This window comes from Mycobacterium sp. NGS17 (assembly GCF_059813205.1).
This window is the reverse complement of the sequence record NZ_JCALED010000001.1, coordinates 350,009-371,092: the sequence shown is the minus strand read 5'-3', so window position 1 is coordinate 371,092 and position 21,084 is coordinate 350,009. Positions and strand designations below refer to the sequence as shown.

The window sequence follows — 21,084 nt, the reverse complement described above, 5'->3', positions numbered from 1 at the left end:
CGAAACCGCGTTTACCCCGTTCAAAAACTTTGCAAGTACGACAGATGTTGCTATTCCAAGACTTTGGCTACTAACTGACTTTCGTCAGTTCGCTTCCGTCGCGCCCCTTACGTTTTGCTTCCCATGGCAAAGCGCCGCGTCACACGACTCGCCGATACGAGTGCCACTCGTCGCCGGCGGGCAATCGGCGGATGAGCCGCTGAATCGCGCCGCCGATGTCCGTGCGCGAGCCCGGCGAGAGGATCTGGTATTGACGCTGCCCCGAGGTGACGCTTTCGATGCAGATCCGCCCCGCCGGGGTGTCGACGATGGACACCGTCGAGTCGCCGACGGCTATCCGCGCCAATTCGTCCGGCCCCACGCCGGCCTGCAGCCCGACGATGTTCGCGTGCGCGGACCGCGCCGGATCGGCGGCCGTCAGGACCATCTGCAGCTGGTCAGCGTCGAGGCGCTGTTCGAGCAGGAATGTTCGCAGGCTGGCGGCGTCGCGCACCGAGTTCAGTAACTGCTCGGTGTCCAGCGTGACCGGCTTCAGCGGTGCCGCCTCGGCCACGCCGCACAGCCGCTCGATCTGACCCACCAGCAGGTCGCTGGCCGACGCTTCATTGCCGGCCGTTCCCGCGGGATACAACCGCACCATGTCCCCATGGCGTTCCAAGACCACCCACCACGTCGCGAAGCGGCAAATGGATGCGCGCGTCGGCTCCCGACCCGGTACCCCGATCATCACCAGCAGTCCGAGGTCTCGTCGCAACAGGACCGTCAGCCATTCTCGAATCATCGGGTCGGCGTTGCCGGCCTCATCGAGCGCACCGGCGGCCACCAGCTCGGCGGCCGCGGGATGGTTCCGGGCGCGCTCGGGGGTGTCCAGGCGCGGCAGCATCGGCCGCAGCCCCAATTCAGGGCAGGTTTGCTCGACCCCGGTGACCGCCTGCAACACCCATAAGCCGTCCACCGTCGTTGTCAGCATCTCGCCTCATCGTCACTGGATGAATCGGCCGACCCGTGAACAGGAGACCAAAGGTGGGGCACACGCGCCCGGGGCAGCCGCCCCACCTTCGCTTGGTCGGATGGACTCAGAACAGACCGGCGATGTGCTGGTCGGTGCTCAGCGCGTTGTCCAGCACGTGGGACGTCGTCACGCCGTGCTGGCGGATGGTGTCGATGAGGCCTTGCAGCCCGGACAGCATCTGCGCCTGCGCCTCGAAGAAGCCCGATGCGCCGTGGCCGGCGAAAAATTCCTGGAGGGCGTGCGTGCGGTTGGAGGTGTCGTCGAAAATCGACTGCAACTGGCCCGCGCGGGAGGCGACGTCGGTGGCGAAGTCCGCGACGGCTCCCGGGTTATAGGTGATCGGGTCGGACATTGTGAGTTCCTTTCAAAAGACCATTGATGGAATTGCGACTGAGTGGATGTTTAGGAGCCGTGGCCGCCGAATAGCGCGCTGAAGGCGTGCGAAGAATCGGCCTCGTGGCCTTCCATCAGGGCCGCCGCCTTCGTAAGACCTTCGGCCAGACGCGTGCCGCCAGTCAAAACCTTGTTCAAGTCGTTCTGAACTTCGATGGCCGTCGCGTGTGACGCCGTCACCGCCGAGCCAGACCAGGTGGACGGATTCATCACGTTCTCCTGATTCGCGACGTATCCCTGGCCAATCCCGATCGCGTGCTCCATGTTCGCCTGAATGGCGTTGGAAGCATCGCGAAGCATTTGCGGTGTTACTTTGATTGTCACGGAATTCTCCTTCTCCGGTGGGCCGCCCCCCGTGTGGGCATGAAGCGAAGTGTATGGCGGCTAATTGGACCTGTCGATTCACCTTTCACCAGTGGTTCACACTCGGGCGTCGACGACTCGCACGGTCGTGGGCTGGTCGGCTTTGTCACGCGAGCCGCGGTCGCTTCCCGCCCCGTGACCCACGGGCATACCGCCCATCGGGGCACCGCCCATCGACGTCGTCTGCGGTCGCATGGCCTCGGCGCCCAAGGCCCCGGCCGGCCGCAGCCCTACCGGCCGGCCGCCGGTCGCGGGCTCGAAGGCGCTGACCGGACGGGTGAAACTGGTTGCGGGCATGCCGGCGCCACCCAGGGACGCGCCGCCGCCGGCCCCGGCCTCCGCCGCGGACAGTCCGGTGGTGGCCGAGACCGCCGAGACGGCCGGCGCCGCTCCGCCCATGCCCATGGCGCCGGGATTGGCGAACATGCCCATCAGCGGCTGAATCATCTGCATCGGCGCCTGCATCATCTGCATCGGGGCCTGCATCACCTGCGGGACCGCTCCCATCAGTTGCTGCGCCGGTTGCATCAGCGTGCTGGCCTGGCTCATGAAGTCCTGCCCACCCGAGGCGGCCTGACCGGCCCCCTGCGTCCCGGTCTGGGCGCCCTGGAAGGCGGCGCGCATGCCGTCGCCGGCCCCCTGCTCCGCCGCCGACTCGCCGACCGCCGCCGCCGCTTGCGCGGGCGCGGCCGGCGATGCGCCCATGGATGCGATCGGCGGAGGGATGGTGAGGCTTTGCGACAGGGCCGTCAGGATCGTTCCGTAGCTGGCGCCGACCGCGGAGTTGTTCGGCCACATCGACCCGAAGTATTCGAGCTCCAGCGACGTGATGCGTGGGGTCAACGCGCCGAGGACCAGCGGGTTGATGCCGTAGTCGGCGGCGGTCTCGGTGCGGTTGCCGATGCATTCGGGAGCGGGGCGCATCGAGCCGTACGCCATCTGGTACGCCGAGACCGCAGTCGACACCACCGCCGGCTTGACGTCGACCCAGCCGGCCAGCCCGTGCAGCGACGCGTTCAGCGCGGTCGCGTTGGCAGCCGAGGCCAACGAACCCGAGCCCGTCCAGCTCGCCGACGTCGCGACGGTGTTGATCGTTGACGCGATGCTGGAGCCGTGATGGGTGGCCGCCAAGGCAGTCCAGGCGGCCTGGTTCGCCAGGTGGGTGATGACGCCGGCCCCCGCCTTGAGCAGCATGTCGTTTTCCTCAGGCGTACGCGCAGCCCATCCCGGATCGGCCATGCGTACTTCCCCCCTTAATGCCTCGCTGGGAACCTGGTGACTAAGCCCCGATTGCCATCGTCAAGCTGCGCATGAGCTCCGTGACGACGTACGTGCTCGAGGCGATGCTCTGCGTGCCGGCGAACAGGCCGCGCTGGGCGGCGTGCTCAGACACTACGCCCAGGTAGCTGCCGCCGCAGGCGTTAAGCGCCGCCGCGAACATGGCCGAGTCCGGATCGCCGCCCATCGGCAGCACACCGAGCAGAACGGGCGCGGCAGCCGAAGCCGCCGCCTCGGTCTCCGCGCTGATCGCCGTCTCGGCGCCGGCCGACGCCAGCACCGCCTCTGACTGCACCGACGTGACAGGACCCATGATTTCCCTCCGAACGCTCAACCCAAATCCGGGTGCTTGGGGCCATAGTGTAATGGGATTTCGGTGATCGTGTTATTCACTCCGGTCGGGACCGGCTTAGGCCGCAGGATTTTGTTTAGCGGCGCCGGCTCCAAGCGTGAAAGTACTGGATTACCAAAAGGAGTCGGTGATAACCTCAGCCGCCTCTCAGGACTCGGCTGTCACAAAGGCACCTCGGTTACCTGGTGCGCCCGGGTCACGGCCTTTGCGAGCGTCGCGGAAGGCGACGGCATAACGCTGCGAGTTTGATGCCGAATGTCCCTACGAAAAGGCCGCTGGTAATTGCGGGGCTATTGCCGAAGATCGGCATAGCCAATGCCCGGGGCGCGCCTGTTTTTCGGCGTCCCGATGGGAACTTTTTCGGCCTGAAATAACGGCGGCGCCCAGCTATCCGCCGCTATGCCGGACCGCGCCCATCGCCGGCCAGCCGCAACAACAACCGGGTGCCTCCGAGCGGACTGGTCTGCAATGCCGCTGTGCCGCCGTGCAATTCGGCCTGTTGGGCGACCAGCGCCAGGCCCAGCCCCGAGCCCGATCGGGACGCCGTCGAGCCTCGGGTGAACCGTTCGAAGACGGTGGCGCGTTCGCATTCGGGGACACCGGTGCCGTCGTCGTCGATGGTGATCTCGACGCCCTCGCCGGAACTGCCAACGGCCAGCAGGATTTTGCGGGCATTCCCATGCTTGACGGCGTTGGCGAGCGCGTTGTCGATCACTAGCCGCAGCCCGGTGGGCAATCCGATCATCAACACCGTCGGCGAGGGCACCAGCGACACGTCCACGTCGGGGTAGATGCGGAGTGCGTCGTGCGCGGCACGGTCCAACAGCTCGGTGATGTCGAACGGGACGAAATCGTCGACGGTCGTCAGCTCACCCTGGGCCAGCCGCTCGAGCGCGGTCAGTGTCGCCTCGATGCGGCTCTGGGTGCGAATGACGTCGCCGATGACCTCGTGACGCTGCTCGAGCGGCAGATCCAGGGTGGACAGCACCTCCAGGTTGGTGCGCATGGCGGTCAACGGGGTGCGCAGCTCGTGGGAGGCGACCGCGGCGAAGTCGCGGGCCGATTCGAGCGCGGCCTTGGTGCGCTGCTGCTCCTTGCCGATGCGGGCCAGCATTCCCTCGACCGCTTCGGCGATCTCCACGGCCTCGCGCACGCCGCGAACCTGAACCTCGTCGGGGCTCGACTGGGCGTTGATCGCGCGGGCCTGTTGGGCCAGCAGCAGGAATGGATTGACCATGATCAACGAGATCACCCAGCCCACGACGACGGTGCCGCCGATCACGCTGGCACAGATCAGCAGCACCCGTAGGTGCAGTTCGTTGATCCGGTGCTGAGCTTCGGCCAGCGGAGCGGCCAGCGCGATGGAGGCGGGGCCCGCTGTGAAGGTGCGGACGCGGTACTGCACCCCGTTGATGGTGGTGTTGGCATAGCCGTCGGGAAGCCGGGGCAACACGATGCTGTTGGGCACCGACACGGTCACGCCGCCGATGCGGGCGGTGCGCACCAGGTTGCCATCCGGCGCGGGGCGGTCCGGGTTGGTGTGCTCCGCGTTGTTGAGCAGGCTGCTGATGTCACCCAGGCTGCTGACCGAATCGAGCCGCCGATCGAGCTGGCTGTATTGATCGTTGGTCACCCCCACCCACACCCAGGTGCCCAGCAGCACAACGAGGGTCATCACCGATATGGCGGCGACGATGACGATCGTGCGCAGCGACAGCACCCGCATGGGCAGCTGCACGCGCGGTAGGACGCGGATGTCAGGCTCCTTCGGTGGTGCTGATCGTTGGTCAACCAACCTGAGTACAACCCTCACAGCAGTACCGGTCCGGCGCGATCAAGCGCGGTGGCGTTTCGCAAGAATTTAACGCCAGCCGCCTCGCCACCTCCTCCGCCACGTGCTTGAACCCGCCCGATTTTGCCGTGACCAGGGTGAGTGAGTACTCTCTCACCATGCTCGCCTCCGGCCGTGACCGATTGCTGTCGGCGGCGCTGCGGCTCTTTGCCGCCAAGGGCTACGCGGCGACGTCGGTGGCCGACATCCAGCGGGAATCGGGCCTGGCGCCCGGCTCGGGCGCGCTCTACAAGCACTTCGGCTCCAAGCGCGAGCTTCTCGAGGCGGCGGTGGCGCACCGCATCGACAGCATCGTGGCCGCGCGAGAGGAATACGACGCTGGACAACCGGGCAGCGTTGAGCGGGCGGTGCGCATCGCCGGCGAGCTGATCTGGAGCAACCTCAAACAGAGCGAAGATCTGCTCAAGGTCATGCTGCGTGAACCCGACGAGCTCGGTGATCTCGACGAAAAAACGTGGCAGGTCATCACCGACAACGCCTACCAACGCTTCGCCGACGAACTGTCGGCATTAAACCGGTCCGGCCGCACCAGCATTCCCGATCCCGAAGCGGCCGCGGCGGTCGCGATCGGATCGCTGTCGTACGCCGCGACTCTGCAGGCCCTCACCGGCCGCCTGCCCGGAAACACCGATGAAGAGCGATATTTCGAGGCGTGGGTCAACCAAACGGTCAGCGTTCTCAACCAATACCGAAACCGTTAATACGCAACCTATTTCAGGAGCACAGCTGTGACATTTTCACTGCAACTGTCCGACGACGTGATCGAGGTGCGCGACTGGGTGCACAAGTTCGCGGCCGACATCATCCGTCCGGCCGCGGCCGAGTGGGACGAACGGGAGGAAACGCCGTGGCCGGTGATCCAGGAAGCCGCAAAGGTCGGCCTGTATTCCCCCGACTTCTTCGCGCAGCAGGCGGCCGAGCCCACCGGCCTGGGCATGCTGACCGCGTTCGAGGAGATGTTCTGGGGTGACGCGGGCATCGCGCTGTCCATCATGGGCACCGGCCTGGCCGCAGCGGCGTTGGCGGGCAACGGAACTCCCGAACAGCTGGGGCGCTGGCTGCCCGAAATGTTCGGTACGGCCGACGAGCCCAAGCTCGGCGCCTTCTGCTCGTCGGAGCCCGACGCGGGTTCTGATGTCGGCGGCATCCGCACCCGCGCTCGCTTCGACGAGGCGACCAACGAGTGGGTGCTCAACGGCACCAAGACCTGGGCCACCAACGGCGGCATCGCCAACGTGCACATCGTGGTGGCCTCCGTCTATCCCGAACTCGGCACCCGCGGGCAGGCGAGCTTCGTCATCGGGCCGGACACCAAAGGTCTTGCGCAGGGCCAGAAATTCAAGAAGCACGGCATTCGGGCGTCGCACACCGCCGAGGTGGTGCTCGACAACGTCCGGCTGCCCGAGGACGCCATCCTCGGCGGCCGGGAGAAGTTCGAGGCGCGGATCGCCCGGGTCAAGTCCGGTGCCTCCACGGGTGGCCAGGCGGCCATGAAGACCTTCGAGCGCACCCGGCCCACCGTCGGGGCGATGGCCGTCGGCGTGGGGCGGGCCGCTTACGAGTACGCACTCGACTATGCCTGCCAGCGTGAGCAATTCGGCCGCAAGATCGGCGAATTCCAAGCGGTGGCGTTCAAGCTGGCGGACATGAAGAGCCGCATCGACGCGGCCCGCCTGCTGGTGTGGCGGGCCGGCTGGATGGCGCGCAACAACCAGAACTTCGACTCGGCGGAGGGCTCGATGGCCAAGCTGATCGCGAGCGAGGCCGCGGTCTACGTCACCGACGAGGCCATCCAGATCCTTGGTGGCAACGGCTACACCCGCGACTACCCCGTGGAGCGCATGCACCGCGACGCGAAGATCTTCACGATCTTCGAGGGCACCAGTGAGATCCAGCGGTTGGTGATTTCGCGGGCGGTGACCGGGCTGCCGATCCGTTAGCAGGCGCGCAATTCGGGTGACCCGACGCGCAGGGCGCGTCATGATGGCCGAATGACCACCGAGATCCGGGTCCTGGACACCGACGACGACCTGGTCGCCGCGGCTCAACTGTTCCGCACCGCGATGGTGGGCCTGCCGCCCGTGCAGAACCTGCCGCCCGGCCAGATCACCAAGCTGTTCGAGCCCGGGCGCACCGTCGGCGCGTTCGTCGACGGACAACTCGTCGGCACCGCGGATGCTGTGACGAGCAGCCTGACACTTCCAGGCGGAGCCGCCGTGGGCCACGCCGCGGTAACCCACATCGGCGTCTTGCCGTCGTTCACCCGGCGGGGGGTCGCCACCGAATTGATCCGTCACCAGCTCCGCGACGTCGCGGCGCGTGGCGAGGTCGTCGCGTCGCTGCGGGCGTCGGAGGCCACCATCTATGAGCGGTATGGCTACGGGGTGGCGAGTCGCTTCCAGAGCGTGGAGGTTACGACCGCGCGGGCGGCGTTTCGCCCCGGGGTCGGCCCGGGTGGCCCGGTGCGGTTGCTCGGCACGGCCGAAGTCTGGGACATTCTGCCCCGCGTCTACGACGCCAACCGCCCGTCGCGTCCCGGAACCATCGACCGCCCTGGGGTGTGGTGGGAGAGCACGCGGCGCCGAGCCGAATCCTCCTCGGGGGCTTGGTATGTCGCCGCACATGGCGAACCGGGCGCCGAGACCGGTTTCGCCCGCTACCGGCCGATCGGCACCGAAAATTGGTTCGTCAGCGACCAACGCACCGTCGTGGTCGAGGATTTCTTCGCGCCGTCCGCCGACGCCTATCTCGGGTTGCTGCGTTTTCTGCTCGGCCTGGATCTAGTTGACCGAGTGCAGTTTTGGATGCTGCCGATCGACGACGTGTTGCCGTGGCTGTTCGTCGATTGTCGGGCGGCGAAGGTCACCGCTGTGCACGACGAAACGTGGCTGCGAGTCATCGATGTCCCGCGTGCGCTGACGGCACGATCCTATGTCGGCGGCGGGACGGTGACTATCGCGGTGAATGACCCATTGCTGTCGACGAATTCGGTGAGCTTCTCGATCAGCGGCGCCGGCGCCGAACCGACAAGCCGGCACGCCGACATCCGCGTCGGGATCGCGGGGCTTGGGGCCGCGCTGCTCGGCGGCACGAGCTGGCGCAGCCTTACCGCGGCCGGGCTGGCCCGCGCCGACGATCCGGTGGCGCTGAATGTGGCCGATGAACTGTTCGCGGTGCCCGAAGCGCCGCATGCCGGGACGTTCTTCTGAGCGGAGCCGGCGCACGGCTGCGGTCATCGGGACGTTTCCGACCTCTGCATCACCAGACGTACACCGGCCGCGACCAGATCGGGCTGGTGGATCTGGATGAAATGGTCGCTGCCGGTCGCGATCAGGTGCGGTGTCTGCGGGCGCAGCGCAATCAGATCCGCCGATGCCTCTCGCCACGCCTGCTCCAATTTCCCGCTCTGCTCCGGCGAGACGGTGCCGGGAACCGCAAACGGTTCAGTCCTGGTCAGCACGACGGCGGGGACCGCCGGTAAGGCGGGGGCCGCGCCGACCTGGGCGACGCTCTTGTCGATGTCGATCTCCTCAAACGACGGCGCATTCGCGAACTGGGGCAACGGCTGGTCCAACGCCTGGCGGTAGGTCGGCCAGTCCGATCCCATCAGGTCCGGTATCTCGACCGGAAAGGCGTCGACGAACGCCAGCGCCCGCACCTGGTCGGGATATGTTTGGGCGTACAGCCGAATGAACAGCCCGCCCAGCGAGTGCCCGACCAGGACGTACGGGCCGGGAAGACGGGCGGCGGCGAGTAGCGCATGCAGATCCTGGACAACGTCTTGGGCGCTGCGTGGCATCGCCACCGGCGAACTGCGGTCGGTGATGCTGGGTGGATCGGCATAGCGCAGGGTGCCGGGCCGGTCGTAGGCGCAGACGCGGTGGTCCGCGGCCAGCGACGGCAGCACGGCCGGACCCGTTGCCGGCGCAGCGGTGTCGGACTGACTCCACGGATCCGAGGAGTTGTGATATCCCGACTCCAAAATGACTGTGGGCCCGCCCTTTCCGAGGCACTTGAGATACAGGTGCCGGCCGTTGCCGATGTCGATAGGGCCCGCGAACTCGCCGCCTGCGGCCGGCGAGCTGGGGTTGTGCGCCGGTGCGGCGCATCCCACCAGCCCGATCAGCGCGAGAGTCGACAGACATCGGCGAACGCCCGCGGCGGCACGCTTCGGATAGGCCGCGCTTCTCAAGTTCTCCCGCACTGCACGCATCGCGTTATTGTGCGGGTAAGCCGGCCCCACGTGAAAACATTGGCGCCAATATGAAAGCGGCCGGCCCTTACCGGTCCCGCCGGGAAGGAGTCGCCCAACGTGGCCAGCGCGCGCGGAGCAGCCCTGTGGGTCGTGGCGGCCATCGGTTACCTGGTCCTCGAGGCGGTCGCCGCGGCGGGCTTCGAGCCCGCCTACAGCTATGCCCGCGACTACATCAGCGATCTCGGCCTCCCCAGCGGCAGGCTGGTCCGCGGACGGACGGTCTACTCACCACGGGGGTATTTGATACACGCGGCGTTCTATTTGCAGGGCATCCTGTTCCTGCTCGGCGCGTCACTGATCGTGGGGGTGCCCGACAACCGAAGGGCCAGGGTGTTTTTGGGTGTCGTCGCCGGGAATGCTGTCGGTAACGTCGTGATCGGTACGGTGCACAGCGGCACGGTGCACGTCGACGGCGCCGCGCTGGCGATTCTTGGGGGCAACGCCGCCATCTTGACCGGACCCGATGCGATCGCGGCACTCGCCGAGTGCCGTTGGTACCGCTTGGCTTCCAAAGTGCTTGCGGCCCTAGGGTTTTCTTCCATCGCTATGCTGATGGTCGATTCCGCGACGGCGAAGACGGTGCTGCTGCCCGGCGGCGTATGGGAGCGCGGCAGCGTGTACTCGATCATCGCCTGGCAGTTGCTCACCGCCGCCTGTCTGCTGACGCGAACTACCCGCGCCGCCACACGATCCGGGTCTCCGCGGCCCCCAAGGGCCCATCGGTGAGCTTGCCCAAGCAGGCAACAGCGCGATGGCCAACGGCATCACGGTCGGTGCGGCCGCCGTCAGCCGTGCGGTGCCTCGGAGATCTTGGTGTCGGGCTTGCCGAGTGTCTGGCAGTACGTCATCGCCGAAAGCCGCGTTGCGGAGATCTCCACATTGCTCGGGTCGGCGCCGTTCTTGTCCTTGAGCATCTTGCTGACTTCGTCGTTCTGCTTCTTCTCGTCCTGGGTGGTGAAATCTTTGCACTTCGTGTCGCCACCGGTGTTGATGACCTGTGAGGCCGAACACGCGCTGGACAGCAAGACGGAGATCGCGATCGTGGCTGCCGCAATGTACTTCATCATTTGCCTTCCTGGGTGCGAGTAGTGGTATCAGTAGACCAAATCGCCTGATTTCAAACCCCGAAGCGAGCCCCGCACCGGTGATCGCCGTGTTTGCAGGCGGGCGCCGGGCCGGCGGTGTCGCGCCGACGCAGCGATGCGATCACCCCCAGCGGGAATAACAGCCCCGGTGGCGTCGCGTTCTATCATCGTCGGTCGGCCACGCACACACCTCGAGTTTGGGAATGGAGAACCTTCGTGACCTCGTCGAATGTGCGCACCGGCAACGATGGCATCAAGCGGTCGGCGGGCGAGCCCGCGGGCGACCGGGCGCTGTTTGCCAGCGTGTTGGCACTGCTGCTGGCCACCGGGTGGGTCGCCAATCACTTCGTCGGGTTGATGCCGGTGATCAGTGACAGCGAGCACCTCAGCACGGCCACGCTCGACGGGATCTTCGGCATCTACGCCGTCGGGCTGTTGCCGGGGTTGCTCGTCGGTGGCCGCGTGTCGGACTCGCTCGGGCGCCGGTCGGTCGCGGTGACGGGTTCGGCCGCCGCGCTGGTGGGCACGGCGGTGATGCTGCTGTCCCAGCACACGGGCGCCCTGCTGCTGGGTCGGCTGGTCGTCGGGATCGGTGTGGGCCTCGCCATCAGTTCGTGCACCGCGTGGGCATCGGATCTGCGCGGCCCCGCCGGTGCCGCAACCGCCGGGGCGGTGCTGACGGCCGGTTTCGCCCTCGGCCCGTTCGCCGGCGGGTTCATTGTGTGGGCCGGACGATCCGGCATCGGAGTCTCCTTCGGTGTGGCCGCAGCCATTCTCATGTTGGCGACGTTCGCGGTCGTCGGCGCGGCCCGACGCACCGAAGCGGCGGCGCCGGCCACGAACGACGACTCGGGCCGGACCGCCCCGGCCGCACCCGCGGGGCGAGCATTCAGCCGGGCGCTGAGCTGGGCCATGCCGCTTGCGCCGTGGGTATATGCCTCGGCGACACTGGGATTCGTCACGATCCCCACCCGGCTACACACCGCGCTCGCGGCTCCGATGGCGGCGGGCACGGCCACCCTGCTCGTCAACGGTGTCAGCGGTGTCGTTCAGGTACTGGCCCGCGCGCTGCGGTGGGGGCCCCAGGCCGGTACTGCGGGTGCGGTGCTGGCCGCGTTCGGCTACGCGGTGGCCGCGATGGCGCCGCCCACTCTGAGCCCGGCATTGGGGTTCCCCCTCCTGCTTGTCCTCGGCTGCGCCTCGGGTCTCTGCCTGCGCGAAGGATTGATCGACCTGGAGGCCGCGGCCCCACCGCACCTGCGCGGCGCCCTGACCGGAGTGTTCTATGTCGTCACGTATGTCGGCTTCGCGCTTCCGCTGATCTTGGCCACCGTCGGCTCCGCGGCCTCGGTGGTGATCCTTTCCGCGATGGCACTGCTTGCCTCGGCGGCAGCGGTAACCAGAGCGGTGCGGCTACGCCGGGATAGCCACCGGCAACACTGAATTGGCGCCACCGGCGATCAAACGAGTTCGCGCAGCGTCTCGATCAGCTTGACCCGTTCGCCCGTGGTGGATGCGATGGGTGCCACGTTGAGGGTGGTTACCCCCGCCTCACGGAACGCCGCCAGACGTTCCTTGACGAACTCGCGGCTACCGATCAGGTTGACGTCTCGCACCAGATCATCGGGCACGACCTTGGCGGCGCCGTCTTTGTCACCGGCCAGATACAGCTCCTGAATCCGGTCGGCTTGGGGACCGTAGCCGTATTTGGTGGCCAGGGCGTGGTAGAAATTCTTACCCTTGGCGCCCATTCCGCCGATGTAGAGCGCCAGGTGCGGCTTGACGAATTCCCTTAGCGGCTCGACATTTTCGCCGATCGCCAGCACGGGTCCGGCGTAGATGTCGAGGTCGCCGAGGTCGGGATCGCGCTTGGCCCGGCCGGCGGCCAGGGCATCCCCCCACACCTGGTGCGCCCGCTCCGGCAGATAGAAGATGGGTTGCCAGCCCTCGGCGATCTCGGCCGCCAGTTCGACGTTCTTCGGCCCCAGCGCGGCAACCAGTATCGGAATGCGCTCGCGGACAGGCTGATTGATCAGCTTGAGCGGCTTGCCCAGCCCGGTTCCCCGGTCGGCGGGCAGCGGGATCGTGTAGTGCTTGCCCCGGTGTTGCACGGTCTCGCGCCGCCACACCTGGCGGCAGATGTCGATGACCTCGCGGGTCCGCCCGATCGGCGCGTCGTAGGGAACACCGTGGAAGCCCTCGATGACCTGTGGGCCGGAGGCGCCCAGGCCGAGGGTGAACCGGCCGTCGGAGACGTAGTCCAGGCCGGCTGCGGTCATCGCGGTCAGGGTGGGCGTGCGGGTGTAGAGCTGCAGAATGCCCGAGGCGAGCCCTACCCGTTCGGTGCTCGCGGCCAGATAGCCCAGCGCGCTCACCGCGTCGAACGAATACGCCTCGGGGACAAAGACTATGTCCAATCCGGCCTTTTCCAGATCGGCCACTTCGGCGGCCACGTCCTTGAAACCGCCGGCATAATTGACGCTCAGTCCAATCCGCATGGTCATTACTTCTACGCGGTACCGGATTGATTGGCCAATTCGAGCGCCTCCTCCTGGATGCGCCCGAACTGCGCGCCCATCGCTTCGGACAGTGCCGTCGCGCCCGACAACGGCCGCACCATCACCATGAAGTCGTCGATGAGACCGTCGTCGTCGAAGTGCAGGAAGTCACAGCCGGTGATCTTCACCCCCGGCGCCCCGGCGATACCGGTCTCGAACACGAAGGCGTGATCGCGACCGCCGGGGTCGTGGATCTCGCGGACGTAGCGGAAGTCTTCGAAGATTCGCAATACACCTCGCAGGATCGCGGCGGTGATCGGCTTGCCGACATAGGGCTTGAACGCCACCGGGCTGGTGAAGACCACGCCGTCGGCCAACATCGCCTGGATGCCCTTCTCATCGCGCTCTTCGACGGCTTTGCGGAACGGGTGCATCGCGACCTCGCATAGTCAACTAGTTGAGTAGGTGGATTAGACGCTAGGTCGCGCGGCGTTCGATGTCCAGAGTGCGATTGGTCACTTTGTTGAATAATCGCGCGTTATAGTATCGACCGATGTCGCTGCGTGACGCGGTGTTGGCCGCCCTCCTCGAGGGCGAATCGTCCGGATACGACCTGGCGAAAGAATTCGACGCCTCGGTCGCCAACTTCTGGCCGGCCACCCCGCAACAGCTGTATCGCGAACTCGACCGGCTGGCCGGGCAAGGCCTCATCCAGGCCCGCGTCGTGCGGCAGGAACGCCGGCCCAACAAGCGCATGTTCTCGCTGACCGAGGCCGGGCGTGACGCGATCCGGCAGTTCACGGCCAAGGCGCCGAAGCCGTCCGTCATCCGCGACGAATTGCTGGTCAAGGTCCAAGCCAGCGACGCCGGAGACCTCGACGCGGTCCGCGGATTCGTTCGCGAACGGCTGGACTGGGCAGTGGCCAAAGTGCAGCGCTACGAACGGCTGCGGGAGCGCGTGCTCGACGGGCGCACCGAGGACGAGTACCTTACCGAGTCCGAGCGAGTCGGCCCTTACCTGACGCTGATGCGCGGAATCTCGTTCGAGGAGGAGAACATTCGATGGGCCGAACGCGCGCTGGACATCGTCGAACGTCGTCTGACGGCCGGCGGTGCGCGCGCCGGGCGTTCACGGCGCCGGGCTGCTCCCCGCCGGTGAGTTCGCGAAGGGATTCAGCGGTCGCCGCCGAACGCGACGCTAGTCTGAGGAATGGCCGAATACCGATCGCCCTCGACCGGCCGGGCAATACGCGCCGTTTTATTCGATACCTTTGGAACGGTCGTCGACTGGCGTTCCGGAATCGCCGCCTCAGTGCGCGACTTCGCGCGGCGCCACCGTCTCAGCATCGACCCCGGGGAGTTCGCGCTGGAATGGCGGAGCAGGTACCTGCCCTCGATGTCCGAGATCCTTTCGGGCCGTCGCGAATTCGTGTCGCTGGACGTACTGCACAAAGAAAACCTGCTTGCGTCGTTCGAGAAGTTCTCCATCGCTGCCGAAGCGCTGCCGGGTGCCGAGGTGGAGGCGCTGGCCCGGTCGTGGCGCTGGCTGCCGCCGTGGCCGGATAGCGTCGACGGGATTGCGGCCATGAAGCGGCACGTCATCGTCGGGCCGCTGTCCAACGGGAACACCGGGCTGCTGGTCGATATGGCGAAATACGCCGGTCTGCCATGGGATGTGGTGCTCGGTTCCGATGTCGGCAAAACCTACAAGCCCGATCCGCGCGCCTACCAAACCCCCGCACGTCTGCTCGGTCTGGAACCGGGTGAAGTGATGCTGGTGGCCGCGCATCCCACCGATCTCGAGGCGGCCCAGAACAGCGGCCTGGCCACCGGTTTCGTCTCCCGGCCGCAGGAATACGGGCTCAGCGGCGATCCATACCCCGAACCCACCGGCGCCTTCGACGTCTCGGGCGCATCGCTAATCGAGTTGGCCAACTTGCTGTTCGGTGCGCTTGGCCAACGCTAGCTACTTCCACGCAAAAACCGGCTGTTCCAACTCGTCGACCGGATCGGTTCGCCCTTCCAGACACAGCCAACGCAGCTGCAGCAGTACGGCGCCGGTCGGCGCGTGAATGAGGTCGTTTCCCAGCGGGATCTGCACCACCGGTCGCGGGCTCTCCGGAATCGTGATGAACCGTGGCGAGTCGTCACGCTGCAGTTCGTGTAGGCCGACCCGATAAACGGCCACCACCTCGTCGGGCGCGGGGCAAAGCTCCAGCCGCCCTCCTCCCCACAGCACGACGGGGGTGATCACGTACCCGGATCGGGTGGGATAGTCGTCGAGCAACCCGAGCACGGTCGAATCGGACAGCTCGACGCCGACCTCCTCAAGCAGTTCCCGCCGCGCCGCGTCGACCGCCGTCTCGCCCGGATCGAGGCGCCCGCCCGGTAGCGCCCACTGCGCCGCGTGCGAACTGAGACGAGATGCCCTGCGGCACAGTAAAAACGCGGCGCCGCCGGATACGTCGACCATGCGCCCGTCCAGATGGGCGGCGGGCACCGGACGTCCGGCATTCCACTCGTCGACCGACACCGGATCGACCCGGTCCTCCCCGACTTCGGAATCGACCAGTACCACCGCGACGGCGGCGTGCCGCTTCGTCGGATCGGTGACAACGCGGCGGTGGTGGCCGGCCAGATTGTTCCGGATCCGCTCACGCAAAGGCTGGTCATAAGGGATGGTCACCACTCGAGCCTAAGCTGAGGCGCTGCCGATGCCGCACGTCCGTGCTTGGTCGCGGCCGGCCCCAGTGGTTAACTGCCAGCATGCGACGACAACCCGTGCTGGCCCGACGTTTTTTCGATCGCTACGAACCGGTGCACGCGGTGACGTACTTCGCACCGGAAGCGCGGGCCGCACTGGACGCACTGGGTTACCGGGGCTTCTGGATGGGCTATTTCGCCGCGCGGTCGGCGCCGTTGGGCGTGGTGCCCAGGGAAGTGGTCGCCGCGGTCTTCTACAACTTCGCGCCCCAACGGGTGGCCAAGGCGCTGCCGGCGGCATGGGAGATCGCGGGTCCGCAGGCCGCGTTGGAGGCTCGGCAAGAGTCCGCGGTGGCGGCGCTACGCCGTTATGGCCTGGGCTCGGACGACGAAAACGTCCGCGTTGCAGCCGAACTCGCGGGCCGGGCGGCCCGCAGCGCGCCCCTCGATGCGCGGCCGCTGTTCGCCGCGAATGTGGCGCTGCCCTGGCCGGACGATCCGCTGTCCGCCCTCTGGCACGCCACCACGCTGCTGCGCGAACAGCGTGGCGACGCGCACGTGGCGGTGCTGGCCGCGGCCGGCGTCTCCGGCCGAGAATCCAACGTCTTACATGCCGCGGCGGGCAACGTCGCTCGCGACTACATCGCCCGCACCCGTGACTACGACGAGACGTCCTGGCGCGAACATGAACACGCGCTCGCCGAGCGGGGGCTGCTCAACGACGACGGAACGCTGACCGCGGCGGGACGGCAAGTGAAGGACCACATCGAGTTGACGACCGACACGCTGGCCCTGTCCGCACTCGATGCCCTCAGCGACGACGAGGTGGAGACACTGTTCGGGGCGCTCACCCCCATCACCCGCGCCGTGGTGGCGGGCGGCGACGTTCCGGCTCTCACCCCAATGACGTTGCGCCGCGATGAATTACACGATGGCGCCGCGCATCTGGTGGACCGATGAGCGGCCAGCGCGTGCCCGGCGGTGTCGTGCACAAATTGCCTGCGGATCTGCGCGAGTCGCTGATCGGCAACGCCGCCGCGCTCGCCGCCTGGAAGGACATCACGCCGCTGGCCCGAAACGAGTTCATCTGTTGGGTCGAGGATGCCAAGCAGCAGGCGACCCGGGAGCGCCGCATCCGCCGGACCCAGGAGGAGTTGGAGGAGGGCAAGCGCCGGCCCTGCTGCTGGCCGGGCTGCAAACACCGCGAGCGCACCGGAAAGTGAATGCGCACCGGCGAGTGTCGGCTCAGGCCGCGCCGGTTGGAACCGCCTGGCCGTCAGGGAAATCCATCGGCGGCGCCTCGCCATGCCCCGAACCCCGGTAGGCCACCGCCGTAGCCAGCGCCGTTCCATCCTCGATAGTGCCCACCACAACGACCTTGTCATTGACCGCGAAATGTGGTGCGGCGGTAATGGGTTGACGCGCGCCGCGGGTGACAACCGTGGTGTCCGGGGTGAAGCGATAGGTCTGGATATGCCCGTCGGCGCCGCGCATGGTCACCGAGTCCGCCGACACGGCCATCACGGTGCCTTCCTGACTTATCGGCTGCGAGGCGGCCGGCGGTTCGAGATCGGCAGCGACGGCGCGCTTCTCGGACTGCGGTCCGTTGAGTACCAGCGCCATTACGCAGGCGGCACCCAGCAGCGACGCGGAGACGATTTCGCATACCGAGGCTGCGCCGGACAGCCCGCGCCGGCGACCACGATGGGTCGGCGTCGGCGTATGCTCCGGCGAATCCGGCATGCGGTGTTTGGCGCTCACGGTCAGTCCTCCCAGCGGCGTTACACCGAGGAACACCGGCGCGCACCGAATCAGGTTGTTGCCGTGGAATTACCCGCAGAATTGGACCGGTAAACCGCACCCCGGCCAACCGGGAAGCCCGATCGGCCGGCCGCGGCAGTTGCCGTCAGCCCTTGGTCAGGGTGAACTGTGCGACGTCGGTGTAGCCCTCACGGAACAGGTCGGCGCAACCCGTCAGGTACTTCATGTACCGGTCGTAGACCTCTTCGGACTGGATCGCGATGGCCTCGTCCCGGTGCGCCTCGAGCGCGGCCGACCAGGTGTCCAGGGTGCGGGCGTAGTGCAGGCGCAGCGGCTGGATCAGCTTCACACCGAAGCCCGCGCGCTCCGCGTGCTCCACCACGCCCTTGGCCTGTGGCAGGTCTCCGCCCGGGAAGATCTCGTCCATGATGAACTTCATGAAGCGCAGCTTGGTCATCGTGATGGGCAGCCCGCGCTCGGCGAACTCCTCGTCGCTGGGCTTGATGATGGTGTGCAGCATCATGACGCCGTCGGCCGGCAGCGCCTCATAGGCCATTTTGAAGAAGTCGGGGTAGCGGTCGCGTCCGAAGTGCTCGAAGGCGCCGATCGACACGATCCGGTCGACCTTTTCGTCGAACTGCTCCCAGCCCTGCAGCAGCACCCGCTTGGACCGCTGCGAGGGATGGCTGTCAAGACGGCGCTGCACGTGCGCCTGTTGATTGCGGCTGAGCGTGAGGCCGACGACGTTGACGTCGTAGTTCTCGAGGCCACGGACGATCGTGGTGCCCCACCCGCATCCGATGTCGAGCAAGGTCATGCCCGGTTGCAGCCCAAGCTTGCCCAGGGAGAGATCGACCTTGGCGTACTGCGCCTCTTCCAGCGTCATATCGTCGCGCTCGAAATAGGCGCAGCTATAAGTGCGCGTCGGGTCTAGGAACAGCGCGAAGAACTCGTCGGACAGGTCGTAGTGCGCTTGTACGTCCTCGAAATGCGGTTCCAAGCTGACGGCATCGCCGGGTTTTTCGGACAAGGCACAACCTCTGACTGATTCTTCTTGATTCGGGTGCGATCGAAGCTGATCGCCTGACTGACGCACCAGTGTATCCGCCCGGACGTCAGCGCCCTCCCGGCGAGTTCCTGTTCAGGGCCACAGCGCCGATGGAAGGGGCGTTGTTGCCGGCGCACTCGAGCGAGTGGTCACGCAGAGGGCGCACGCGGTTGACGGATCCCGCGTCGAGTTGTTACCTCAGCTGGTGAACCGGGTAAGCCCGGCTGACCGGCGTTCCGAGAGGCGGGATTCTGAAGATGGCAGACATCACCATGCTGATCCTTGCCGACCACGAGTGGTTTCGGGAACAGTTCGCGCGACTGGACGATCTGCAGGCCCGCCGCCCCGACGACCCGACCGCCCTCAACCGGGTGTGGCGCCCGCTCGCTGACAAGCTGGACGTGCACGCCTACATCGAAGAAAAGATCTTCTACCCGCAGCTGCTCAAACGCGGGGGTGACGACGCCGAAGGCGAGACCCTCGACGCGATCGGCGATCACAACGACATCCGCGACGGCGTGCGCGACGCCAACGCCGCCGCACTCGGCAGCCAGGAGTGGTGGGCAGCCGTCGGGCGGACCCGGGTGGCCAACGACGATCACATGGGCGAGGAGGAGCGAGAGGGGCTGTCGGATTTTCGGCGCAACGCGCCCATCGGGCTTCGCGAAGCCCTCGGACGTCAATACAGCGAGTTCATGGCCGAGCACCCCACCACCGAGGGCCTGTTGATCACCGATCGTGACCCGCAGCGCTACGTCGAACAGTTCGAGGAGCCGACGCCGGCCAAACCCGCCGATTTCTCGCTGCGCATCGGGAGCCTCAAAGGGCAATGACCTCGCCCGGCTCGAGCTGACGTGACGCGAATAACCAACCCCGGCTCGGGCTGCGAGGCGATGCCGTCGACGACGGCGCCACCGAGGCGCACCTAGCTGGCTTTTCCTGACGCAATCACATCCGCCTACGGCCTCGCCGCAACATCGCGGCGACCTGCGGGTGGCCCCTCAGCACGCCCGAACACCCGACCCCGCTGGTTCCTCCCGGGAACGTTTCGGGTAAGCCATCATCCGATGGGTACTCCACGCCGCCGCCGGAGGAAATGGGCACGTAAAGACATCAGGGTCGCCGATCCGGCTATGCGCCAAACCATCATGGGCACCGCGATCGGCAACTTCATGGAGTGGTACGACTTCGGCGTCTACGGCTATATCGCCACCACGATCGCCCAGGTGTTTTATCCCGGCAAGAGCGTCAGCGGCGTTCACCTCATCGCGACCTTCGGCACGCTGGCGGCCGCGTTCGTCGTGCGCCCGCTCGGCGGATTCATTTTCGGGCCGCTGGGCGACCGGATCGGACGGCACCGAGTGCTGGTCGTCACCATCCTCATGATGACGGTGAGCACCACCATGACCGGCCTGTTGCCCACCTACGGCACCATCGGCATCTGGGCGCCGATCCTGCTCGTCGTCGCACGAATCTTCCAGGGCCTGTCGACCGGCGGCGAATATGTCGGCGCGATGACCTATCTCGTCGAGCAGGCCCCGGACCACAAACGCGGCAAGATGGTCGGCTTCTTGCCAATGGGCAACCTGGTCGGATTCGTCCTTGCCGGGTTGCTGGTGACCGGTTTGCAGACCTGGCTGCCGGACGACGCCATGCTGACGTACGGCTGGCGGATTCCTTTGCTGCTGGGCTTTCCCTTCGGCCTGGTCGCCCTGTACTTGCGCCTTCGGCTCAAGGAGTCCTCCGCCTACCAGAGCGCGAACGACGCCGCGCCCCCCTCCGGCGGCCAAGGCGGGCAGCAGATTCTGCGCACGGTGGCGGCCCAGTGGCGCCCGATGCTGATCTGCGCGGCGCTGGTGCTGACCTCCCAGGTCGCCGACTTCATGCTCACCGGGTACCTGCCGACCTACCTCCGGCTCTTCGTCCGGGTGGGGCACACCGCGGGACTGGTCATGATCGTGTCGACGCTGGCGATCCTGATGGTCACCGTGGTGCTCGTCGCCGGCTTGTCCGACCGCATCGGCGTCAAACCCATCATGTGGACCGGCTGCGGGCTGCTGATCGGGGCCTCCGTCCCGGCGTTCCTGCTCATCCGCTTCGGCGGCTGGTACCCGGTGATCTTCATCGGCGTGCTGTTGATCGGCCTGATGGAACTGTGCTTCGACAGCACCGGACCGGCCACGCTGCCGGCGTTGTTTCCCACCAACGTGCGCTACGGGGCGCTGGCGATTTCGTACAACATCTCGATCTCGCTGGTCGGCGGTATCACCCCGCTGATCGCCCAGGCGCTGGTATCCGCCACCGGCAACGTGATGGTGCCGGCTTACATGCTGATCTTCGCTGGCGTGGTGGGAGCCATCACGCTGCTGTTCACCCCGGAAGTCGCCCGCAAGCCGTTGCCGGGCTCCGGGCCTGCCGTCGAAACCGAGCGGGAGGCTCGCGCGCTCGCCGAGGGCGTCGGCTAGCGGGCCATCCGGCGGAACT

General features: G+C 66.8%; 24 protein-coding genes. 11 read left to right on the top strand and 13 right to left on the bottom strand.

Going from position 1 to position 21,084, the window contains the following annotated elements:
- Positions 1–139: 139 nt before the first annotated feature.
- From AC5Y7E_RS01800 to AC5Y7E_RS01775, 6 genes are all read right to left on the bottom strand, one after another.
- Positions 140–970, bottom strand: a complete 831-nt coding sequence (locus tag AC5Y7E_RS01800; RefSeq protein ID WP_499917316.1) for an ESX secretion-associated protein EspG — start codon at positions 968–970, stop codon at positions 140–142.
- Between the two features lie 106 nt (positions 971–1,076).
- A complete protein-coding gene (locus AC5Y7E_RS01795; RefSeq protein ID WP_007771836.1) occupies positions 1,077–1,364 on the bottom strand; it encodes a WXG100 family type VII secretion target in 288 nt (95 codons plus the stop codon).
- Between the two features lie 50 nt (positions 1,365–1,414).
- A complete protein-coding gene (locus AC5Y7E_RS01790) occupies positions 1,415–1,729 on the bottom strand; it encodes a WXG100 family type VII secretion target (RefSeq protein ID WP_040630553.1) in 315 nt (104 codons plus the stop codon).
- Positions 1,730–1,825: 96 nt separating this feature from the next.
- Positions 1,826–3,007, bottom strand: a complete 1,182-nt coding sequence (locus tag AC5Y7E_RS01785) for a PPE domain-containing protein (protein WP_499947269.1) — start codon at positions 3,005–3,007, stop codon at positions 1,826–1,828.
- 40 nt (positions 3,008–3,047) lie between these two features.
- Positions 3,048–3,359 carry a PE domain-containing protein gene (locus AC5Y7E_RS01780; protein WP_499917318.1) on the bottom strand — a complete coding sequence of 104 codons (312 nt, stop codon included), beginning with the start codon at positions 3,357–3,359 and terminating at the stop codon, positions 3,048–3,050.
- Between the two features lie 436 nt (positions 3,360–3,795).
- Positions 3,796–5,124: an ATP-binding protein gene (locus tag AC5Y7E_RS01775; protein ID WP_499917664.1), complete on the bottom strand. Its 1,329-nt coding sequence runs from the start codon at positions 5,122–5,124 to the stop codon at positions 3,796–3,798.
- Positions 5,125–5,348: 224 nt separating this feature from the next.
- Here AC5Y7E_RS01775 and AC5Y7E_RS01770 point away from each other — a divergent pair, with 224 nt between their 5' ends.
- The 3 genes from AC5Y7E_RS01770 to AC5Y7E_RS01760 are packed head-to-tail and all read left to right on the top strand — an operon-like array spanning position 5,349 to position 8,459.
- On the top strand, positions 5,349–5,951 hold the full coding sequence (locus AC5Y7E_RS01770; RefSeq protein ID WP_499917665.1) for a TetR/AcrR family transcriptional regulator: 603 nt from the start codon (positions 5,349–5,351) through the stop codon (positions 5,949–5,951).
- A gap of 27 nt (positions 5,952–5,978) precedes the next feature.
- Positions 5,979–7,190, top strand: a complete 1,212-nt coding sequence (locus tag AC5Y7E_RS01765) for an acyl-CoA dehydrogenase family protein (RefSeq protein WP_499917319.1) — start codon at positions 5,979–5,981, stop codon at positions 7,188–7,190.
- 51 nt (positions 7,191–7,241) lie between these two features.
- Complete coding sequence (locus AC5Y7E_RS01760; RefSeq protein WP_499917320.1) at positions 7,242–8,459, top strand: GNAT family N-acetyltransferase; 1,218 nt, start codon at positions 7,242–7,244, stop codon at positions 8,457–8,459.
- A gap of 23 nt (positions 8,460–8,482) precedes the next feature.
- Here the strand turns inward: AC5Y7E_RS01760 and AC5Y7E_RS01755 are convergent, their stop codons facing one another.
- Entirely contained in the window at positions 8,483–9,463 is a 981-nt protein-coding gene (locus tag AC5Y7E_RS01755; RefSeq protein ID WP_499917321.1) for an alpha/beta fold hydrolase, read from the bottom strand.
- A gap of 99 nt (positions 9,464–9,562) precedes the next feature.
- On the opposite strand from AC5Y7E_RS01755, the gene AC5Y7E_RS01750 reads away from it, so the two are divergent.
- Positions 9,563–10,231, top strand: a complete 669-nt coding sequence (locus tag AC5Y7E_RS01750) for a DUF998 domain-containing protein (RefSeq protein ID WP_499917322.1) — start codon at positions 9,563–9,565, stop codon at positions 10,229–10,231.
- A 59-nt stretch (positions 10,232–10,290) separates the two neighbouring features.
- Here AC5Y7E_RS01750 and AC5Y7E_RS01745 read toward each other — a convergent pair whose 3' ends face one another.
- Positions 10,291–10,572 carry a hypothetical protein gene (locus tag AC5Y7E_RS01745; protein ID WP_067357681.1) on the bottom strand — a complete coding sequence of 94 codons (282 nt, stop codon included), beginning with the start codon at positions 10,570–10,572 and terminating at the stop codon, positions 10,291–10,293.
- 234 nt (positions 10,573–10,806) lie between these two features.
- Between AC5Y7E_RS01745 and AC5Y7E_RS01740 the strand changes: the two genes are divergently transcribed.
- Positions 10,807–12,033 (top strand): MFS transporter, encoded by a 1,227-nt coding sequence (locus tag AC5Y7E_RS01740; RefSeq protein WP_499917323.1) that lies wholly within the window; start codon positions 10,807–10,809, stop codon positions 12,031–12,033.
- A gap of 17 nt (positions 12,034–12,050) precedes the next feature.
- Here AC5Y7E_RS01740 and AC5Y7E_RS01735 read toward each other — a convergent pair whose 3' ends face one another.
- A complete protein-coding gene (locus AC5Y7E_RS01735) occupies positions 12,051–13,088 on the bottom strand; it encodes an LLM class F420-dependent oxidoreductase (RefSeq protein ID WP_499917324.1) in 1,038 nt (345 codons plus the stop codon).
- Between the two features lie 11 nt (positions 13,089–13,099).
- Positions 13,100–13,522: a nuclear transport factor 2 family protein gene (locus tag AC5Y7E_RS01730; protein ID WP_499917325.1), complete on the bottom strand. Its 423-nt coding sequence runs from the start codon at positions 13,520–13,522 to the stop codon at positions 13,100–13,102.
- A gap of 119 nt (positions 13,523–13,641) precedes the next feature.
- Here AC5Y7E_RS01730 and AC5Y7E_RS01725 point away from each other — a divergent pair, with 119 nt between their 5' ends.
- A complete protein-coding gene (locus AC5Y7E_RS01725; protein WP_499917326.1) occupies positions 13,642–14,247 on the top strand; it encodes a PadR family transcriptional regulator in 606 nt (201 codons plus the stop codon).
- A gap of 51 nt (positions 14,248–14,298) precedes the next feature.
- Entirely contained in the window at positions 14,299–15,054 is a 756-nt protein-coding gene (locus AC5Y7E_RS01720) for a haloacid dehalogenase type II (protein ID WP_499917327.1), read from the top strand.
- On the opposite strand, the gene AC5Y7E_RS01715 is transcribed toward AC5Y7E_RS01720, so the two are convergent.
- Positions 15,055–15,774: an NUDIX hydrolase gene (locus tag AC5Y7E_RS01715; protein WP_499947268.1), complete on the bottom strand. Its 720-nt coding sequence runs from the start codon at positions 15,772–15,774 to the stop codon at positions 15,055–15,057. It abuts the gene before it with no gap.
- 80 nt (positions 15,775–15,854) lie between these two features.
- Here AC5Y7E_RS01715 and AC5Y7E_RS01710 point away from each other — a divergent pair, with 80 nt between their 5' ends.
- Both AC5Y7E_RS01710 and AC5Y7E_RS01705 read left to right on the top strand, forming a co-directional pair.
- A complete protein-coding gene (locus AC5Y7E_RS01710; RefSeq protein ID WP_499947267.1) occupies positions 15,855–16,751 on the top strand; it encodes an SCO6745 family protein in 897 nt (298 codons plus the stop codon).
- Positions 16,748–17,014: a YdeI/OmpD-associated family protein gene (locus AC5Y7E_RS01705; protein WP_499917330.1), complete on the top strand. Its 267-nt coding sequence runs from the start codon at positions 16,748–16,750 to the stop codon at positions 17,012–17,014. Before AC5Y7E_RS01710 ends, AC5Y7E_RS01705 begins: the two co-directional genes overlap by 4 nt.
- 22 nt (positions 17,015–17,036) lie before the next feature.
- On the opposite strand, the gene AC5Y7E_RS01700 is transcribed toward AC5Y7E_RS01705, so the two are convergent.
- Complete coding sequence (locus AC5Y7E_RS01700) at positions 17,037–17,414, bottom strand: hypothetical protein (RefSeq protein WP_499947266.1); 378 nt, start codon at positions 17,412–17,414, stop codon at positions 17,037–17,039.
- A gap of 283 nt (positions 17,415–17,697) precedes the next feature.
- Positions 17,698–18,582, bottom strand: coding sequence for a cyclopropane mycolic acid synthase family methyltransferase (locus AC5Y7E_RS01695; RefSeq protein ID WP_499947265.1), 885 nt, complete (start codon positions 18,580–18,582; stop codon positions 17,698–17,700).
- Between the two features lie 275 nt (positions 18,583–18,857).
- On the opposite strand from AC5Y7E_RS01695, the gene AC5Y7E_RS01690 reads away from it, so the two are divergent.
- Both AC5Y7E_RS01690 and AC5Y7E_RS01685 read left to right on the top strand, forming a co-directional pair.
- Positions 18,858–19,433, top strand: a complete 576-nt coding sequence (locus AC5Y7E_RS01690) for a hemerythrin domain-containing protein (RefSeq protein WP_499947264.1) — start codon at positions 18,858–18,860, stop codon at positions 19,431–19,433.
- Positions 19,434–19,733: 300 nt separating this feature from the next.
- Entirely contained in the window at positions 19,734–21,065 is a 1,332-nt protein-coding gene (locus AC5Y7E_RS01685; protein ID WP_499947263.1) for an MFS transporter, read from the top strand.
- Positions 21,066–21,084: the final 19 nt, after the last annotated feature.

Excerpts from the sequence above, each read along its gene's own strand:
- AC5Y7E_RS01800 (WP_499917316.1), bottom strand. The coding sequence starts at position 970 with ATGCTGACAACGACGGTGGACGGCTTATGGGTGTTGCAGGCGGTCACC.
- AC5Y7E_RS01795 (WP_007771836.1), bottom strand. The coding sequence starts at position 1,364 with ATGTCCGACCCGATCACCTATAACCCGGGAGCCGTCGCGGACTTCGCC.
- AC5Y7E_RS01785 (WP_499947269.1), bottom strand. The coding sequence starts at position 3,007 with ATGGCCGATCCGGGATGGGCTGCGCGTACGCCTGAGGAAAACGACATG.
- AC5Y7E_RS01780 (WP_499917318.1), bottom strand. The coding sequence starts at position 3,359 with ATGGGTCCTGTCACGTCGGTGCAGTCAGAGGCGGTGCTGGCGTCGGCC.
- AC5Y7E_RS01775 (WP_499917664.1), bottom strand. The coding sequence starts at position 5,124 with ATGCGGGTGCTGTCGCTGCGCACGATCGTCATCGTCGCCGCCATATCG.
- AC5Y7E_RS01770 (WP_499917665.1), top strand. The coding sequence starts at position 5,349 with ATGCTCGCCTCCGGCCGTGACCGATTGCTGTCGGCGGCGCTGCGGCTC.
- AC5Y7E_RS01760 (WP_499917320.1), top strand. The coding sequence starts at position 7,242 with ATGACCACCGAGATCCGGGTCCTGGACACCGACGACGACCTGGTCGCC.
- AC5Y7E_RS01755 (WP_499917321.1), bottom strand. The coding sequence starts at position 9,463 with ATGCGTGCAGTGCGGGAGAACTTGAGAAGCGCGGCCTATCCGAAGCGT.
- AC5Y7E_RS01745 (WP_067357681.1), bottom strand. The coding sequence starts at position 10,572 with ATGATGAAGTACATTGCGGCAGCCACGATCGCGATCTCCGTCTTGCTG.
- AC5Y7E_RS01735 (WP_499917324.1), bottom strand. The coding sequence starts at position 13,088 with ATGCGGATTGGACTGAGCGTCAATTATGCCGGCGGTTTCAAGGACGTG.
- AC5Y7E_RS01730 (WP_499917325.1), bottom strand. The coding sequence starts at position 13,522 with ATGCACCCGTTCCGCAAAGCCGTCGAAGAGCGCGATGAGAAGGGCATC.
- AC5Y7E_RS01725 (WP_499917326.1), top strand. The coding sequence starts at position 13,642 with ATGTCGCTGCGTGACGCGGTGTTGGCCGCCCTCCTCGAGGGCGAATCG.
- AC5Y7E_RS01720 (WP_499917327.1), top strand. The coding sequence starts at position 14,299 with ATGGCCGAATACCGATCGCCCTCGACCGGCCGGGCAATACGCGCCGTT.
- AC5Y7E_RS01710 (WP_499947267.1), top strand. The coding sequence starts at position 15,855 with ATGCGACGACAACCCGTGCTGGCCCGACGTTTTTTCGATCGCTACGAA.
- AC5Y7E_RS01705 (WP_499917330.1), top strand. The coding sequence starts at position 16,748 with ATGAGCGGCCAGCGCGTGCCCGGCGGTGTCGTGCACAAATTGCCTGCG.
- AC5Y7E_RS01700 (WP_499947266.1), bottom strand. The coding sequence starts at position 17,414 with ATGGCGCTGGTACTCAACGGACCGCAGTCCGAGAAGCGCGCCGTCGCT.
- AC5Y7E_RS01690 (WP_499947264.1), top strand. The coding sequence starts at position 18,858 with ATGGCAGACATCACCATGCTGATCCTTGCCGACCACGAGTGGTTTCGG.
- AC5Y7E_RS01685 (WP_499947263.1), top strand. The coding sequence starts at position 19,734 with ATGCGCCAAACCATCATGGGCACCGCGATCGGCAACTTCATGGAGTGG.